Origin of the sequence: Microbacterium galbinum (assembly GCF_023091225.1) — a bacterium.
In the GTDB taxonomy this organism is placed as follows: Bacteria; Actinomycetota; Actinomycetes; order Actinomycetales; family Microbacteriaceae; genus Microbacterium; species Microbacterium galbinum.
In genome coordinates this window covers 1,340,589-1,356,486 of the sequence record NZ_JAHWXM010000001.1, presented here as the reverse complement: position 1 = coordinate 1,356,486, position 15,898 = coordinate 1,340,589, and the positions used below count along the sequence as shown (strand labels likewise).

The 15,898-nt window shown below is 70.7% G+C and carries 13 protein-coding genes; 10 read left to right on the top strand and 3 right to left on the bottom strand.

Annotated features, from left to right (window positions below; all coding sequences use genetic code 11):
• Nucleotides 1-27 precede the first annotated feature (27 nt).
• Genes KZC52_RS06570 through ccsB form a run of 4 tightly spaced genes read left to right on the top strand, consistent with a single transcriptional unit; the run spans nt 28 to nt 4,249 of the window.
• The gene (locus KZC52_RS06570; protein WP_247623245.1) at nt 28-678 is read left to right on the top strand and encodes a TlpA family protein disulfide reductase; all 651 of its coding nucleotides are present in this window, start codon (nt 28-30) and stop codon (nt 676-678) included.
• Nucleotides 675-1,445, top strand: a complete 771-nt coding sequence (locus KZC52_RS06565) for a cytochrome c biogenesis CcdA family protein (RefSeq protein ID WP_247623244.1) — start codon at nt 675-677, stop codon at nt 1,443-1,445. The genes KZC52_RS06570 and KZC52_RS06565 overlap by 4 nt, the downstream gene beginning before the upstream one ends.
• A 43-nt stretch (nt 1,446-1,488) precedes the next feature.
• Nucleotides 1,489-3,267, top strand: a complete 1,779-nt coding sequence (gene resB, locus KZC52_RS06560; protein WP_247623243.1) for a cytochrome c biogenesis protein ResB — start codon at nt 1,489-1,491, stop codon at nt 3,265-3,267.
• A gap of 4 nt (nt 3,268-3,271) precedes the next feature.
• The gene (gene ccsB / locus KZC52_RS06555; RefSeq protein ID WP_247623242.1) at nt 3,272-4,249 is read left to right on the top strand and encodes a c-type cytochrome biogenesis protein CcsB; all 978 of its coding nucleotides are present in this window, start codon (nt 3,272-3,274) and stop codon (nt 4,247-4,249) included.
• Nucleotides 4,250-4,441: 192 nt separating this feature from the next.
• Here ccsB and KZC52_RS06550 read toward each other — a convergent pair whose 3' ends face one another.
• Both KZC52_RS06550 and KZC52_RS06545 read right to left on the bottom strand, forming a co-directional pair.
• Nucleotides 4,442-6,394, bottom strand: coding sequence for a YhgE/Pip family protein (locus tag KZC52_RS06550; protein WP_247623241.1), 1,953 nt, complete (start codon nt 6,392-6,394; stop codon nt 4,442-4,444).
• On the bottom strand, nt 6,391-9,162 hold the full coding sequence (locus KZC52_RS06545) for an efflux RND transporter permease subunit (RefSeq protein ID WP_247623240.1): 2,772 nt from the start codon (nt 9,160-9,162) through the stop codon (nt 6,391-6,393). Before KZC52_RS06545 ends, KZC52_RS06550 begins: the two co-directional genes overlap by 4 nt.
• A 140-nt stretch (nt 9,163-9,302) precedes the next feature.
• On the opposite strand from KZC52_RS06545, the gene KZC52_RS06540 reads away from it, so the two are divergent.
• Nucleotides 9,303-9,923: a TetR/AcrR family transcriptional regulator gene (locus KZC52_RS06540; protein ID WP_247623239.1), complete on the top strand. Its 621-nt coding sequence runs from the start codon at nt 9,303-9,305 to the stop codon at nt 9,921-9,923.
• Nucleotides 9,924-9,929: 6 nt separating this feature from the next.
• Here KZC52_RS06540 and KZC52_RS06535 read toward each other — a convergent pair whose 3' ends face one another.
• Nucleotides 9,930-10,907: an o-succinylbenzoate synthase gene (locus KZC52_RS06535; protein WP_247623238.1), complete on the bottom strand. Its 978-nt coding sequence runs from the start codon at nt 10,905-10,907 to the stop codon at nt 9,930-9,932.
• A gap of 116 nt (nt 10,908-11,023) precedes the next feature.
• Here KZC52_RS06535 and KZC52_RS06530 point away from each other — a divergent pair, with 116 nt between their 5' ends.
• From KZC52_RS06530 to KZC52_RS06510, 5 genes are all read left to right on the top strand, one after another.
• A complete protein-coding gene (locus tag KZC52_RS06530; RefSeq protein WP_247623237.1) occupies nt 11,024-11,950 on the top strand; it encodes a 1,4-dihydroxy-2-naphthoyl-CoA synthase in 927 nt (308 codons plus the stop codon).
• Between the two features lie 9 nt (nt 11,951-11,959).
• Nucleotides 11,960-13,102 (top strand): AMP-binding protein, encoded by a 1,143-nt coding sequence (locus KZC52_RS06525; RefSeq protein WP_247623236.1) that lies wholly within the window; start codon nt 11,960-11,962, stop codon nt 13,100-13,102.
• 33 nt (nt 13,103-13,135) lie between these two features.
• Nucleotides 13,136-13,927, top strand: coding sequence for a class I SAM-dependent methyltransferase (locus tag KZC52_RS06520; protein ID WP_247623235.1), 792 nt, complete (start codon nt 13,136-13,138; stop codon nt 13,925-13,927).
• Nucleotides 13,928-13,996: 69 nt separating this feature from the next.
• Nucleotides 13,997-15,193: a sensor histidine kinase gene (locus KZC52_RS17535; RefSeq protein WP_247623234.1), complete on the top strand. Its 1,197-nt coding sequence runs from the start codon at nt 13,997-13,999 to the stop codon at nt 15,191-15,193.
• A complete protein-coding gene (locus KZC52_RS06510; RefSeq protein ID WP_247623233.1) occupies nt 15,190-15,825 on the top strand; it encodes a response regulator in 636 nt (211 codons plus the stop codon). The genes KZC52_RS17535 and KZC52_RS06510 overlap by 4 nt, the downstream gene beginning before the upstream one ends.
• Nucleotides 15,826-15,898 lie beyond the last annotated feature (73 nt).

Here is a 15,898-nt window from a genome sequence, read left to right as displayed (position 1 = left end):
TAGGAACCTCGGCGTAAACTCGTAACCGTGCCACTCGCCTCGAGGATTCACCCGATCCGCAGCGGCCGCCCCTCCCGCACTCGCCGTTCCCGGCGTGCGGTCGGAGCCGCGCTCGCCGCGGTGCTTGCCGTCGGCCTGACCGCCTGTGCTCCGGATGCCGTGAGCGAGTCGTTCCTGAGCGGTGAGAACACCGGCTACGTCGCCGCCGATGGCGCGATCCAGGAGATCCCCGTCGCCGAGCGCGGCGAGCCGATCGACTTCTCGGGCGTCACCGAAGACGGCGAGGCCTTCGACAGCGCCGACATCGCGGGCCAGGTCACGGTCGTGAACTTCTGGTACGCCGGCTGCGCGCCGTGCCGCGTCGAGGCCGGCGATCTCGAGTCGGTGTGGCAGGAGTACGAAGACCAGGGTGTGTCGTTCGTCGGCATCAACACCCGCGATCAGGCCGACACGGCCAAGGCCTTCTCGACCGAGTTCGAGATCACCTACCCGAGCCTGATCGACGTCGACACCGCGCAGGCCAAGCTCGCCTTCGCGGCCGAGACGCCCATCCAGGCCACCCCCACCACTCTCGTGCTCGACAAGCAGGGCCGCGTCGCCGCCCGCATCATCGGGCCCATCGACGGGACCTCGATCCTGTCCACGCTCGTCAAGGACGCGCTCGCGGAGAGCGCGTGAATCCCCAGGACATCATCGGTTCGGGAGCGCTCTGGCTGGCGATCCCGGTCGCTCTGCTCGCCGGGCTCATCTCGTTCCTGTCGCCCTGCGTGCTGCCGCTCGTGCCGGGGTACCTCGGCTTCCTCGGCGGATCCGTGGCTCCCCGCCCGGTGAACGGCGCGACCGCGTCGACGGATGCCTCGGCCTCGGGTCGCGGTCGCCTCGTCATCGGCGTGCTCCTCTTCATCGCCGGCTTCAGTGCCGTCTTCGTCGCGATCACCTCTCTCGGCGGCGTCGCGAGTGTCTTCCTGATCCAGTGGGGCGAGCTCATCACGCGCATCCTCGGCGTCGTGATCATCCTCATGGGGCTCGTCTTCCTCGGGCTGTTCGGCTTCGCGCAGCGCGAGCTGCGCTTCCACATCGACGGCAAGTACGGCGTGATCGGGGCGCCGCTGCTCGGCATCGCCCTCGGGATCGGCTGGGCGCCCTGCCTCGGCCCCACCCTGACGGCGATCTTCGCCCTCTCCTTCAACGCCGGCGACCCGGTGCGCGCGGGGGCCCTCGGTCTCGCCTATTCCCTCGGCCTCGGCATCCCGTTCCTGCTCGTCGCCCTCGGCTTCGGTTGGGCGACCACGGCCATCGGATTCCTGCGCCGCCACATCCGCGTCGTCAACATCATCGGCGGCGTGCTGCTGATCGCCCTCGGCGTGCTGATGGTGACGGGGCTGTGGACCGACATCATGTCCCGACTGACGGCGGTGATGAGCAGTGTCATCCTCCCGCTCTGATCACGAGACGACCGAGAAGAAAACCCGGAAGAACGAGAGTGCCGTGAGCAGCAAGACGCCCAGGTCCAGCGATCCGCTGCGACCGTCCGACCACGTCGACGGCGACGACTCGATCACGCAGCCGCGCCTCGGTTTCGTCGGGTGGCTGCGCTGGGGCTGGCGCCAGCTGACCTCGATGCGCACCGCGCTGATCCTGCTGCTCGTGCTCGCGGTCGCCGCGATCCCCGGATCGATCTTCCCGCAGCGCATGGCCGACCCGAACGGTGTCACGCAGTGGCAGCGCGACAACCCCGATCTCTTCCCGATCCTCGACGGCCTCAAGCTCTTCGACGTCTATCTGTCGCCGTGGTTCTCGGCGATCTACCTGCTGCTGTTCACCTCGCTCGTCGGCTGCGTGATCCCGCGCATCCGGCACCACTGGAAGGCGCTCCAGGCCCGCCCGCCCCGCACGCCCGCGCGGCTGCAGCGGCTCGACGACTTCCGGGCCGTCACCCGCGACCTCTCCGCGACCGCGGGGAACGGCGAGAAGACGGATGCCGAGGCCGAGGCATCCGCATCGATCGCCGTCGCGACCAAGCAGCTCAAGGCACTCGGGTATCGGGTCGAGCGCTACGACCGTGGGCGCACCTTCTCCGTGTCGGCCGAGCGCGGGTACTGGCGCGAGACCGGGAACCTGCTCTTCCACCTCGCGCTCGTCGGCGTGCTGGTCACGGTCGCCATCGGCGGCGGCTTCGCGTATACCGGTCAGCGGGTGCTGGTCGAGGGCGAGACGTTCGCGAACACGCTCGTCGACTACGACTCGATGAACCGCGGACGCTTCGTCGCCGACGACGCCCTCGCGCCCTACTCGATGCGCCTCGACACCTTCGATGTCTCGTACACCCCGTTCGGCGAGGCGGGTTCCGGCCAGGCCGGCGACTTCTCGGCCAACGTCACGGTCAAGGAGAACGGGGAGGAGCGCACCGGCTCCATCAAGGTCAATGAGCCGCTGCCCGTCGCCGACGACGACATCTTCCTGCTCGGCAACGGTTACGCGCCCACCATCACGGTGCGCAACGCCGACGGCGACGTGGTGTTCACGAACAGCGTGCCGTTCCTGCCGCAGGACACCAACATGACCTCGCTCGGCGTGATCAAGGTCACCGACGGACTCCCCGAGCAGCTCGGCCTGCTGGGCTTCTTCTACCCGACGACCGCCGTGCTCGACACGGGCGCGTTCTTCTCGGCCTACCCCGCGCTCACCAACCCGACGCTCACGCTCGACGTGTACTCGGGCGACCTCGGCATCAACGACGGCACCCCGCGGTCGGTCTACGTGCTCGACACCACCGACCTCACCCAGCTCACCGGTCGCGCGGTCGACAAGGACTCGATCGAGCTCGCTCCGGGCGAGACCGCCGACCTGCCGAACGGCATGGGAACGGTCACCTTCGAGGACGAGTCGCCCGAGGGCGCGACCGACGCCACGCAGTCGGTCAAGCGCTTCGCCTCGCTGCAGATCCACCGCGACGAGTCCGGCGTCTGGGTGCTCGGCTTCGCGGTGCTCGCGCTCGGCGGACTCATGCTCGCGCTGTTCGTGCCCCGCCGCCGCATGTGGGTCAAGGCCACGGTCGAGGGCGACTCCGTCTCGCTCGAGTACGCGGGTCTCGCCCGCGGCGAGGACCCGACGATCGCGGTGGCGCTCGACGACATCGTCGCCGGCCACGGTCGCCTGCTCGATGCGGCCGGGGGCACGGTCGCCCGCGACCCCGCCTCCGACGACCTCACCGAAGATCTCGCGGATGCCGACCCGACGGCATCCGACTCCCCGAAAGTAGACTGACACCATGTTCGACCTCGAAGTGATCTCGCCGGTCCTGCTCTGGACCGCGATCGCGATCTACGCCGCGGCTTTCATCGCGTTCGCATTCGACCTCGCGCGCCGCTCGCAGATCTCCGCCGACGCGCAGACCGTGCGCGAGGCCGAGCTGGTCGGCGCCGGCGCGCGCGGGGGAGCGACGCTCACGGCCACCGGAAAGCCCATCGAGCCGAAGCCCCAGCGCTTCGTCATGGCGCGCATCGGCACCTCGCTCACCGTTCTCGCGTTCATCTTCCACCTCGGTGCGACCCTCACCCGCGGATTCGCGGCCGGTCGCGTGCCGTGGGCGAACCTCTACGAGTTCGCGATGATCGGCACGCTGCTCATCATCGCCGTCTACCTGATCGTGCTGGTCAAGGTCGACCTGCGCTTCCTCGGTACGTTCATCACCGGCCTCGTGGTGGTGCTGCTGGGCCTGTCGTCGACGAACTTCTACGTCGAGGTCACGCCGCTCATGGACCCGCTCAAGAGCGTGTGGCTCGTGATCCACGTCTTCGTCGCCTCGCTGGGCACGGCGTTCTTCGCCCTCGCCTTCGCGCTCTCGGTCATCCAGCTCATGCAGTCGCGGCGCGAGCGCCTCGTCTCGGAGGGTGCGGCCAAGACCGGCCCCGGGTTCCTGCGTACGTTCCCCTCGGCCGAGCGCCTCGAGAGCATGGCGTACCGCTTCACGATCATCGGGTTCATCCTCTGGACCTTCACCCTCATCGCCGGGTCGATCTGGGCCTACTACGCGTGGAGCCGCTTCTGGGGCTTCGATGTGAAGGAGACCTGGACCTTCGTGATCTGGGTGCTCTACGCCGGCTACATCCACGCCCGCGCGACCCGCGGTTGGCGGGGAAACCCCTCGGCCTGGCTCGCGATCGTCGGCTTCACCGCCGTGCTGTTCAACTTCACGATCGTGAACGTGTTCTTCAAGGGACTGCACGCCTACTCCGGCATCAGCTGAGGCATCCGCCCCTGACATCCACGACGCCCCGTCTCCTTCCGGAGGCGGGGCGTCGTGCGTGCGGGTTCGAAAACGGAGATCGGATGCCGACGACAGGGCGTGTCGTTCGCACGACTCGCCGCCGCGCGGCCCGGACGTCTCCGTTTCCCGGGGCGGGGTGGGGGAACGAACGAACAGGGCGGATGCCGCGGCTCAGGTCGCGAGCACCGCCGTGGCCGAGGTCGTGCGGCGCAGGGCCACCGCGAGGGTGGTCGCGATGAGGGCGAGCACACCCCACACGACGAGGCCGGCGACGGCGGAACCGCTCCCGGCGATCAGTCCCGCGAATGCGGGTGAGGTCGGAAGCGCGGCGCCGAGGCCCGCGAGCCAGTCCGGCACGGTCGAGATCAACCCGGTCGCGACGGCCAGCACGCCGATCAGGGCGCTGACCCAGCGTCCGACTCCGCCGAAGATCGCGACGAGCGCCTGGTTCACCGCGGCGAAGACGACACCCGCGAGCACGGCGGTGCCCGCGAAGGTCCACCAGGCGGCCGCATCGTACGAGGCGACGAACTGCACGATGATCGAGACCAGCAGTCCCTGTCCGGCGCCGATCAGCGCGGCGGGCCAGAAGGAGCGCAGTGTGAGCGTCGGCGACGAGCGGCGCGACGTGAGGGTGCGGGCGGTGTGCGCGCGCATCACGATGAACGATGCCAGGCCACCGAACCACAGCACCACCGCGGCGAGCAGCGGGATGGCGGTGGGGCCGAAGATCGTGTCCATCGACGAGGTCGACTCGACCGGGTCGGCGATCACCGAGGCGATCGACGTCGACTCGGAATCGCTGAACGAGGGGAGCGAATCGGATGCCGTGCGCAGACCACCGGCGAGGTCGCCCGCGCCGGTCGCGAGGGTGTCGAGGCCCGTCGCGAGTTCGGTGGCGCCGGTCGCCAGTTCGGTCGCGCCGCTCGAGAGCTGGCCCGCGCCGGTCGCCAGCGCGCGGGCTCCCGCGGCCGACTGGTCGACTCCCTCGGTCGCGAGCTGGTTGAGCCCGGCCGAGATCTGGCTGGCGCCGGAGCCTGCCTCGTTCATGTTGGTCGCCAGGGTGGATGCCGCGGCCGGGAGGCCCGTGGACACCGGGGAGAGGTAGGCCGATGCCGTACCGGCGGCGGTCGCGGAGGTTGCGGCGGACGTCGCCACCTCGCCGAGCTTCGTGCAGAAGTCCGGGTCGGTGACCGACGTCGCGCAGGTGGCGGCGAGCTTGCCGAGTTCTGTGGCCGTCTTGGCCGACTCCGAGGCAGCCGTGTCGAGGAAGGGGGCCCCGCCCTGCGCGGCTCCGACGAGCTTGGCGAAGTCTCCGTTCGGATCGTTCAGCGCGGCCGCCCCACCGGTCAGCCCCGCCCCGAGCTCGCCCGCGGCGCCGGCGAGCTGCCGCGTGTTCGTGGCGATCGTGTCGAGACCGGTCGCCAGCGACGTGGCGCCGGTGCCGAGGTCACCCGCGCCGGTCGCGAGCTGGGTGGCGCCGTCGGGGATCGCGGCCGCGCCGGTCGCGGCATCCCGTGCGCCGTTCGCGAGGTCGAGTGCACCGGAGGCGGCCTCGCCGATCTGATCGCCGATCGTCGTGAAGCCGACCAGGATGTTCTCGGTCGTGGCCTCCGACAGCGTGGTGCCGAGCATGGACGCCGCGACGTTCGCGATCTGCCCCGTGATGAGGTCGTCGGCGACGAGACCGTCGTCGGGCGTGGTGACCTCGATCGTCGCCTTCTCGGGCGTGCCCTCGCCCTCGGAGATCGTGCGCCCGGCCGAGGTGGCCGCCGAGGAGAAGTCCTCGGGGATGGTGATGACTGCCTGGTAGTCGCCGTTCGCGAGACCTTCGGCGGCGTCGTCCTCGTTGGAGATCACCCAGGTGAGGTTCGAGTCGAGGTCGTCCGACCCCTCCACGAGTCCGGACGCGAGCTGACGCCCGAGGGGCGTGACCTGTCCGTCGATCTCGACCGGCTCGTCGAGGTTCACGATCGCGGCGGTCATCGAGTCCAGGCGCTCGGTCGGATTCTGGAGAGCGGTGACGAGGATGCCGCCGATCGCCGCCGGCAGCAGCAGGATGCCGAGGATCGTCAGCCACGTGATGGGCTTGCGGGAGCGTGCGCGCTCGATGGGGAGGGTCATGCGGTCACCTCGGTGGTTGCGGTCGCCCGTCGCGGGGCGCGGGTGTCGAGAAGGTTCGCGTCGGGCCAGCCGGCCTCCGCGAGGATCGTGCGGGCGGTCGCCGCATCGGACGCCGTGGCGAAGACGGCCAGGGAACGTGTGGCCGCGGCATCCCGCAGCATCGCCGTCACCTGGTCGCGTCGGCCTCCGGACAGTCGGTCGATGCCGTCGACGACCACGACCTCCGAGCGCCCGCGCAGGGCCTCGGCGAGGTCGTCGAGCGCGGCATCCGCATCGTCGACGATCACGCAGCCGACGTGCGCCCGCACCCAGGCGGCCCGGCCGGGGAGCAGGTGCCCGACGACGCGGAGTCGCCCCTCGTCGGCGGTCACGCGACCGGCGACGGCCAGAGCGAGGGCCCGCCGCTCACGGGCGTCGCCACCGGTCGCGATCAGCGCTTCGCCCGGAGCGACCCGGAACGACAGGGCTTCCACGACCGGTGCGTCGGTGCTGACCGTGAGCTCGTCGGCCGCGACGACCGAGCCGTTGCCCGGCCACTCGGCCAGATGGCGTTCGCGCTCGACGGCCTCGCCCTCGATGTCGACGCGGGGGAGGATGCGCTCGAGCCAGGCGGGGATCTGCCAGGCGTGTTCGCCGAGGATCGCCATGAGGGCGGGGATGAGCGTCATGCGCACGAGGAATGCGTCGATCGCGATGCCGGCGGCGAGGCCCAGCGCGATCGGCTTGAGAGACGAGTCGCCCTCCGGCACGAACGCGACGAACACCGCGAACATGATGAGTCCGGCGGCTGTGACGACCTTCGCCGATCCCGTGAAGCCGCTGCGGACGGCGCGCTGAGCGGCGGCCCGGCGTTCGGCGCGCGAGGCGGAGCGCGAGGCGCGATCGTGCACGAAGTCCTCGCGCATGCGCGAGACGAGGAAGACCTGGTAGTCCATCGCGAGGCCGAAGAGCACGCCCATGAGCACGATCGGCATGAAGCTGATGATCGGGCCGACCTTCGCCACGTGCAGCAGATCGGCGAACCAGCCCCACTCGAACACCGCGCCGACCACGCCGAAGGCGGCGACGATCGAGAGCAGGTAGCCGAGGGCCGCCGTCACGGGCACCCACAGCGAGCGGAACACGATGGTGAGGAGCACGAGCGACAGCCCGATCACGAAGATCCCGAAGGGCAGCAGAGCGCCTCCGAGCTGGTCGGAGATGTCGATCCCGACCGCCGTGAACCCGGTGACCTTGAGGTCGATGCCGAACTCGTCGAGCCACTCGTCGTGGTGCGAGCGAAGTTCGCGCACGAGGTCGGCGGTGGCGGGGTCGTCGGGCGCGGTCTCGGGGATGATCTGCACGATGCCGGTGTCGGCCGTCTCGTTCGGGGTCGAGAGCGCGACGTCCTTCACCCCGTCGATCTTCGCGACCGCGTCGCCGAGGTCGTCCATCAGCCCGACCGGATCGGTGGAGGTGACGATCGTTCCGGTGAGGATGAGGGGGCCGTTGAAGCCGGGACCGAACTCCTCGCCCACGATGTCGTAGCTCTGCCGGGCCTCGGAGTCCTTCGGCAGCACGCCGGCGTTGGGGAGGGCGAGGTCGAGGCTGAGGGCGGGCACCGCGACGACGCCGAGACCGAGCACGACGGCGATCGACACGAGCACCGGATGCTTCGTCACACCGCCGACCCAGCGCTCGCTGAACGCCCGGCGGGGGGCGCGCGCGGATCCGTCCTTCTTCGTCGCGGCGCGCTCCCGCCGGGGGCGGCCGACGATGCGGCCCTTCATGAAGCCGAGCACGGCGGGAGTGAGGGTGACCGCGATGGCCACGGCGATCGCGACGGCGACGGAGGCGGCGATGCCCATCGTCGTCAGGAACGGGATGCCGGCGAAGCCGAGCCCGATCAGGGCGATGAGCACGGTGATCCCGGCGAAGACGACGGCCGAGCCGGCGGTGCCGACGGCGCGGGATGCCGATTCCTCGGGGTCGACGCCGGCGCGCACCTGATCCTGATGCCGGGCCATGATGAACAGCGCGTAGTCGATGCCGACGGCCAGGCCCAGCATGAGGGCGAGGAGCGGGGTGGTCGACGAGACGGTGGCGAAGGCGGTGGCGGCGAAGATGCCCGCCATCGAGATCCCGACGCCGAGGATGGCGGTGAGCAGGGGGAGACCGGCGACCACGAACGAGCGGAACGTGACGATGAGCACGAGGAGCGCGATGATGAGGCCGACCGCTTCGGTCGGTGTGATGCCCGGGATCTCGGTCGCGAAGAGGTCGCCGCCGAGTGCGGTCTGCGAACCGTCCGGCAACGCCGCGCGGAGATCGTCGACCACGGCGCTCAGCTCGTCCTTGGTCGCCTCCGAGACGTCGGTCGACTGACCGTCGAACTGCAGGCGCACGATCGCGGCGGTGTCGTCCTCGTTGATCATGCCGTCGACCATCTCGTCGTAGGGCGATGTGACGGCGAGCACGTCGTCGATGCCGCCGAGTTCGTCGACGGCATCCTCGATGTGCGCGCGATAGTCGTCGTCGGTGACCTGATCGCCGTCGGCGGCGACGACGACGAACTGCGCGTTCGTGCCGCTCACCTGCGGGAACGAACGGGAGAGCTGCTCGAGGCCGGCCTGCGATTCGGTGCCGGGGATCGAGAACGTGTTGTCCGTGCCGGAGCCGAGCACAAGTGCCCCGGAGCCCGCGAGGCCGAGCACGAGCAGCCACGAGCCGAGCACGCGCCAGGGGTGCCGGAACGACCAGCGACCGAGTGAGGACAGGAGAGTGGACACGCGGGTTCCTCCGGAGGATGGGGGATGAGGTGGATACACAGGTGTATCCAATACATAGATGTATCGTAAGGTCGCCCGCATTCGGAAATCTGTGTGCGGGGTGTGAGAATCGTCACGATCGCGAACACCAGGAGGTTTCGATGTCGATACCGGCAACCCGGAGTCGTGAGAACACGCGCGCCCGCCTGCTCGAGGCGGCCGAGCAGCTCTTCGCGGAGGTCGGCCTCGACGGCGCCTCGGTGGAGGCGGTCTGCGAGCGCGCCGGCTTCACGCGCGGGGCGTTCTACTCGAACTTCGAATCGAAGGACGAGCTCTTCCTGATGCTCGCCGGACGTGTCGCCGAGACCCGTGTGAACGCGGTGCGCGAGCGCGTGACCGAGATCACCGCCGAGGGCGGCCTGGTGCCCGGCTGCGATCCGACAGACCTGCTGCAGAAGGTGATGGACTCCGGCAGCGACGACCGCATGGGCGTGATGCTCATGAGCGAGATCCGCATCCGCGCGCTCCGTGACGCCCAGTTCGGAGCGGCGTACCTGGCGCAGGAACGCGAGATGGTCGGCAGCATCGCGCAGATCGTCACGGACATCGTCGACGCCGGGGAGCTGCGGCTGCGAGTGCCGGCCGAGGTCGCCGGCCGCATCCTCATGATCGTCTGGGAGGGCATGACCGTGCGAGGCGCGATGGCCGGGCACGACGACGCCCAACTGCGCAGCGCAGGCAGCGAGGAACTCGGCCGACTGGTCGATCTGCTCCTGGTCTGAGCCGCCTCAGCCCGCGTCGAGCACGCGGTAGCTGCGTTCGAGGCGCGCGAGCCACCAGTCGCGGCGGTCGTCGTCGGCGGCGAGGCGGTCGAGCGCGGCACCGTCCGGGGTGACGCGGTCGGCGGGGATCACCCCGTCGCGGGGGCGCCGATCGGCGACGTCGTCGAGGAAGAGCGATGCCGTGCCGAGGCCGCAGTCGTAGTCGAGGTGGGGGAGGGCGGCGGCGAGGGCGGCGCCCTGCGAGAGCCCGACGGCGGTGTCGAGGGCGCTCGACACGACCGCCGGAAGCCCGGTCGCGGCGATGAGCTGGAGGGCGTGGGTCACTCCGCCGAGCGGCTGCGCCTTCACGACGATGAGGTCGGCTGCTCCGGCGCGAGCCACGGCCAGCGGGTCGGACGACTTGCGGATGCTCTCGTCGGCGGCGACCGGGATGCCCAGGTACTTCACGCGGGTGCGCAGCTCGGCGAGTTCCTCGACCGTCGCGCACGGCTGCTCGACGTACTCGAGGTCGAACTCGTTGAGCGCGTGCACGGCGTGCTCGGCCTCGTCGACGTTCCAGAGGCCGTTCGCATCGACGCGGATGCGGCCCTCCGGTCCCATCGCCTCGCGCACGGCGCGCACGCGGGCGATGTCGTCGGCGAGCGTCTGCCCGGGTTCGGCGACCTTGACCTTGGCGGTCCGGCATCCGGAGAACCGCGCGAGCACGTCGGGCACGCGCGCGGCCTCGACCGCGGGGATCGTGGCGTTGACGCGGATGCCGTCGCGCAAGGGTGCGGGCTGCGGGCGCCAGGCGAAGTCGATCGCCGCGGCGAGCCAGGTGGCGGCCTCGGCATCCGCGTACTCGATGAAAGGCGAGAACTCGGCCCATCCCTCGGGGCCTTCGAAGAGGAGAGCCTCCCGGGTGTCGACGCCGCGGAATCGCGTGTGCATCGGCAGGGCGACCACGCGTGCGGTGGAGAGGATCTCGCTGAGTTCGGGCGTCATGGGTCTCATTCTCATCTCCCGCCGCCGTTCCCGTCGCACTTTTCGTCGGTCCGGCCGGATCTTTCCGACGGAAAGTGCGACGGGGGAGCAGCCGCGAGCGGGAATAGGGTGGAGAGGTGACCAGCGCATTCGTCTCCGACCTGTTCGACCCCGCCGAGTGGCAGCTCGCGCCCGGCGCCGAGGACTACACCGACATCACGGCCCACGTCTCGAACGACGGAGGCATCGCGCGCATCGCCTTCCACCGGCCGGAGGTGCGCAACGCCTTCCGCCCCCACACGGTCGATGAGCTCTACCGTGCGCTCGACGTCGCCCGTCAGGATCCGCGCATCGGTGCGGTGCTGCTCACGGGCAACGGTCCCAGCGCGAAGGACGGCGGATGGGCGTTCTGCTCGGGCGGCGACCAGCGCATCCGGGGGCGCGACGGGTACAAGTACTCCGACCCTTCGACAGGCTCAGCGACCCAGGCTTCTCCGTCCCCCGCCTCGTTGGGCCGCCTGCACATCCTCGAGGTGCAGCGTCTGATCCGCTTCATGCCGAAGGTCGTCATCGCGGTCGTGCCCGGATGGGCGGCGGGAGGCGGGCATTCGCTCCACGTGGTCTGCGACCTCACGATCGCCAGCGCCGAGCACGGACGCTTCAAGCAGACGGATGCCGACGTCGGCAGCTTCGACGCCGGATACGGTTCCGCGTACATGGCCCGCCAGACCGGGCAGAAGATCGCCCGCGAGGTGTTCTTCCTCGCCGAGGAGTACTCGGCGCAGCGCGCCTATGAGATGGGCGCGGTCAATCGCGTGGTGCCGCACGCCGAGCTCGAGCGCGAGGCGCTCGCGATGGCCCGCACCGTGCTGACCAAGTCGCCGACCGCCATCCGCATGCTCAAGTTCGCGTTCAACGCCGTCGACGACGGACTCGTCGGGCAGCAGGTCTTCGCGGGCGAGGCGACGCGTCTCGCCTACGGCACCGACGAGGCCGTCGAGGGGCGCGATTCGTTCCTCGAGAAGCGCGACCCCGACTGGTCGTCGTTCCCCTGGCACTACTGAGGCACCGTCATGACCGCGCTGATCCCGATCGAGGCCGATGATCCGCAGCCGCTGAGTGTCGCGCTGCGGCGGGCGCTCGACGGGGGTCCGGCGCTCGGCTTCGGGATGCTCGCCGACGTGCCCGATCGGGTTCCGGTGGGCACGGCCGTCGTGATCTCGACCTCCGGGTCGAGCGGCATCCCCAAGCGCGTGGCGCTGAGCGCCGAGGCTCTGCGCACGAGCGCCGAGGCGACCGCCGACCGCATCGGATCGGGGCGCTGGCTGCTCGCCCTCCCGACGGGGTACGTCGCAGGTCTCCAGGTGCTCGTGCGTTCGATCCTCGCGGGCACCGAACCGGTGGCGCTGTCGGGCAGGTTCTCGCCCGAGGCGTTCGCGCACGCCACGCTGTCGATGCTGCGACACGGTGACGAGGCGCTGTACACCTCGCTCGTACCGGCGCAGGTGGCGACGCTGCTCGACGCGGCCGACGACGTCGCCGTGCGCGCCGCGCTGCAGGCCTACCGTTCGATCCTCGTCGGCGGGCAGTCCCTGCCCGAGCCGCTGCGGGAGAGGGCATCCGATCTGGGCGTGCGCCTCGTGCGCACTTACGGCTCCACCGAGACCAGCGGCGGGTGCGTGTACGACGGGGTTCCCCTCGACACCGTCTCGGTGCGCACCGTCGACGGAGAGTTGCGCATCGCGGGGCCCATGCTCGCCGACGGCTACCTCGGAGACGACGAGCTGACCTCGCGGGTGTTCGTGCGCGACGAGCACGGCATCCGCTGGTATCGCACGGGCGACCTCGGCCTGGTCGAGAACGGGGTCGTGCGGGTGCACGGTCGCGCCGACAACGTCATCGTGTCGGGCGGCATCAACATCTCCCTCGATCGCGTCGAGCGGATCGTGCGGCAGGTGCCGGGTCTCCATCAGGCCGTCGTGGTCGGCATCGACGACGAGCGGTGGGGCGAGGCATCCGTCATCGTCGCCGCCCGCGGCGAGGTGCTGCGCCGCAGCGAATCCGACCAGCTCGTGCACGCGCGCGACGCCGTCGCCGAGGCGCTCGGCAAGCACGCGCGTCCGGCGCGCCTGATCCTCGTCGACGAGATCGCGACGCTCGCCTCCGGAAAGCCCGACCGCGAGGCGATCCGCCGCATCGCCGCCGAGCTGCGCTGAGGGGCGCCATCGCGGCCCGTGCCAGACTGGGGCATGGCCACGTACACGCACGGACATCACGAGACCGTTCTCCGTTCGCACAGTTCCCGCACGATCGCGAACTCCGCGGAGTATCTCCGCCCGCACCTGGATCCGGCCGCCCGCCTCCTCGACGTCGGCGCGGGCCCGGGCAGCATCACGGCCGAGTTCGCGACCGTCGTCGCGCACGTGACGGCGACGGAGATCGACGCGAACGCCCTCGCGCTCTCCCGGAACCTCGTCGCGGACCGCGGCCTCACGAACGTCGACTTCTCGATCGAAGACGTGCACGCGCTCTCGTTCGCCGACGACAGCTTCGACGTCGTGCACACGCACCAGGTGCTGCAGCACGTCGGCGATCCGGTGCAGGCCCTGCGAGAGATGCGACGGGTCACGGTGCCCGGCGGCATCGTCGCGGCGCGCGACGCCGACTACGCCGGATTCATCTGGTTCCCGCTGCTGCCCGAGCTCGACGAGTGGCTGCGGCTGTACCGCGCGGCCGCCCGGGCGAACGGGGGAGAGCCCGACGCCGGGCGACGCCTGCTCGCGTGGGCGCGCGCCGCCGGCTTCGACGACGTCACGGCGACGGCATCCACCTGGTGCTACGCGACCCCCGAGGAGCGCGCGTGGTGGGGCGGCATGTGGGCCGACCGCATCCTCGAATCGGCGCTCGCGCGCCAGCTCGTCGACAGCGGCCTCGCGGGCCCCTCCGAGCTGCAGGCGATCAGCGACGCCTGGAAGCGATGGGCGGATGCCGGAGACGGCTGGTACCTCGTTCCGCACGGCGAGATCATCGCCCGGGCCTGACGGCCGGTCGCACTCGGGATACATCCCCAGACGGACGCGGCGCGCCCTCCGCTCGCGTAGCGTGAGAGCGTGTTCCGTCCCGTCTCCCGCACCTGGCTCGCCCTCGACATCGTCGGCGCGGTCATCGGTTTCGGTCTCACGGTCGGCATCCCCCTCGTGCCGGGCTCGGGCGGCCTCAGCGTCTGGATCGTCGACGGCGGGTGGTCGGTCACGGCCTACCTCGTCGTCGGAGCGATCGTCTGGGGCGCCGCCGCGATCGCCCGCCTGGCCCCGGCTCTGGCCCTCTGCGTCGCGTGGTTCGGTGCGCTCCTCCAGATGGCTGCGGGGCTGCCACCCGTACCCTTCGACTTCGGCGTGCTGGTCGTGCTGTTCGCGACGGCGGCCTGGGGCAGCCGACGACTGCTGTGGCTCGGCGGCGCCTCGGCGCTCGGCGGCGGGATCGTCGGCGGCGCGTACTTCGGGCTGGCGTGGTCGGGCGAACTGATCACCGACGCCGCGAGTGTGATGCGCGCCGCGCTCACCTCCGTGCTGCTCGGCTCGTTGTTCGTGCTGGCGATGGTGATGGCATGGGGAGCGGGATTGCTCTGGCGGGTCATCCTCGCCGGTCGCGCCACGCAGGTGGCGCGCGCGCAGGCCGAGACCGTGGCCGCCGAGGAGCAGGAGCGCGTGCGCATCGCCCGCGACATGCACGACGTGGTCGCGCACTCGCTCGCCGTCGTGATCGCGCAGGCCGATGGAGCCCGCTACGCCGCCGCAGCGAAGCCCGAGATGGCGACCGAGGCGCTGGGCACGATCGCGCAGACCGCCCGCGGTGCGCTGTCGGACGTGCGGATGCTCCTCACCCAGCTGCGTCACCGCCAGGGCGACGGACCGCAGCCCACGCTCGCCGACCTGGAGACGCTCTTCGCGCAGGTGCGGCACACCGGCATCGAACCGCGGATCACGGTCGACCCCGTGCCCCCGGGGGAGCCGCCCGCGGCCATCCAGCTCGCGGTCTACCGCATCCTGCAGGAGGCCCTCACGAACGCGATCCGCCACGGCGACGGAGCGGTCGACGTGCATCTGGCGTGGCTGCCCGACCGGGTCGAGATCCGGGTGGCGAACACCGTCGCGCCGGGGCCTGCTCCCGTGCAGCTGGGGCAGGGCGGGCACGGCCTGATCGGCATGCGCGAGCGCGCCCAGCTGGTCGGCGGTAGTCTGCATGCCGAGCGCCGGGGAGCGCAGTTCCACGTCTACGGCATGCTGCCGATCGGAGTCACGTCATGATCAGAGTCGTCCTCGTCGACGACCAGTCCCTCTTCCGCGCCGGTGTGCGGATGCTGATCGCCTCCCAGCCCGACCTCGAGGTCGTGGGCGAGGCCGGCGACGGGCGGGAGGCGCTCGATGTCGTGCAGCAGACCCGACCCGACGTCGTGCTCATGGACATCCGGATGCCGGTCATGGATGGCCTCACCGCGACCGCCGAGATCCTCCAGCGCCCCGACGCGCCGCGCATCGTGATGCTGACGACCTTCGACCTCGACGAGGCCGCGGCCCGGGCCATTCGTCAGGGGGCGAGCGGATTCCTGTTGAAGGACGCCGACCCCGAGTTCCTGCTCGCCGCCGTGCGCACCGTGCACGCGGGGTCGAGTGTGATCGCGGCATCCGCCACCCGTGAGCTGTTCGCGCACTTCGCGGATGCGCCGACCCCGGTTCCTCCGCAGTTCGCCGACCTCACCGACCGCGAACGCGAGATCTTCGCGCTCGCCGCACGCGGTCTGTCGAACGGTGAGATCGCGACGCGCGAGTTCCTCAGCGAGGCGACCGTCAAGACGCACATCAGCCGCATCCTCTCCAAGCTCAGCCTGCGCGACCGCGTGCAGCTCGTCGTGTTCGCGTTCGAGCACGGCCTCGCCTGAGATCCGCCTCGCCTGAGCACGGCCCCCGGCATCCTCCCTGCGGCATCGTCGGGATCATCCTCCAGGCGGAGGC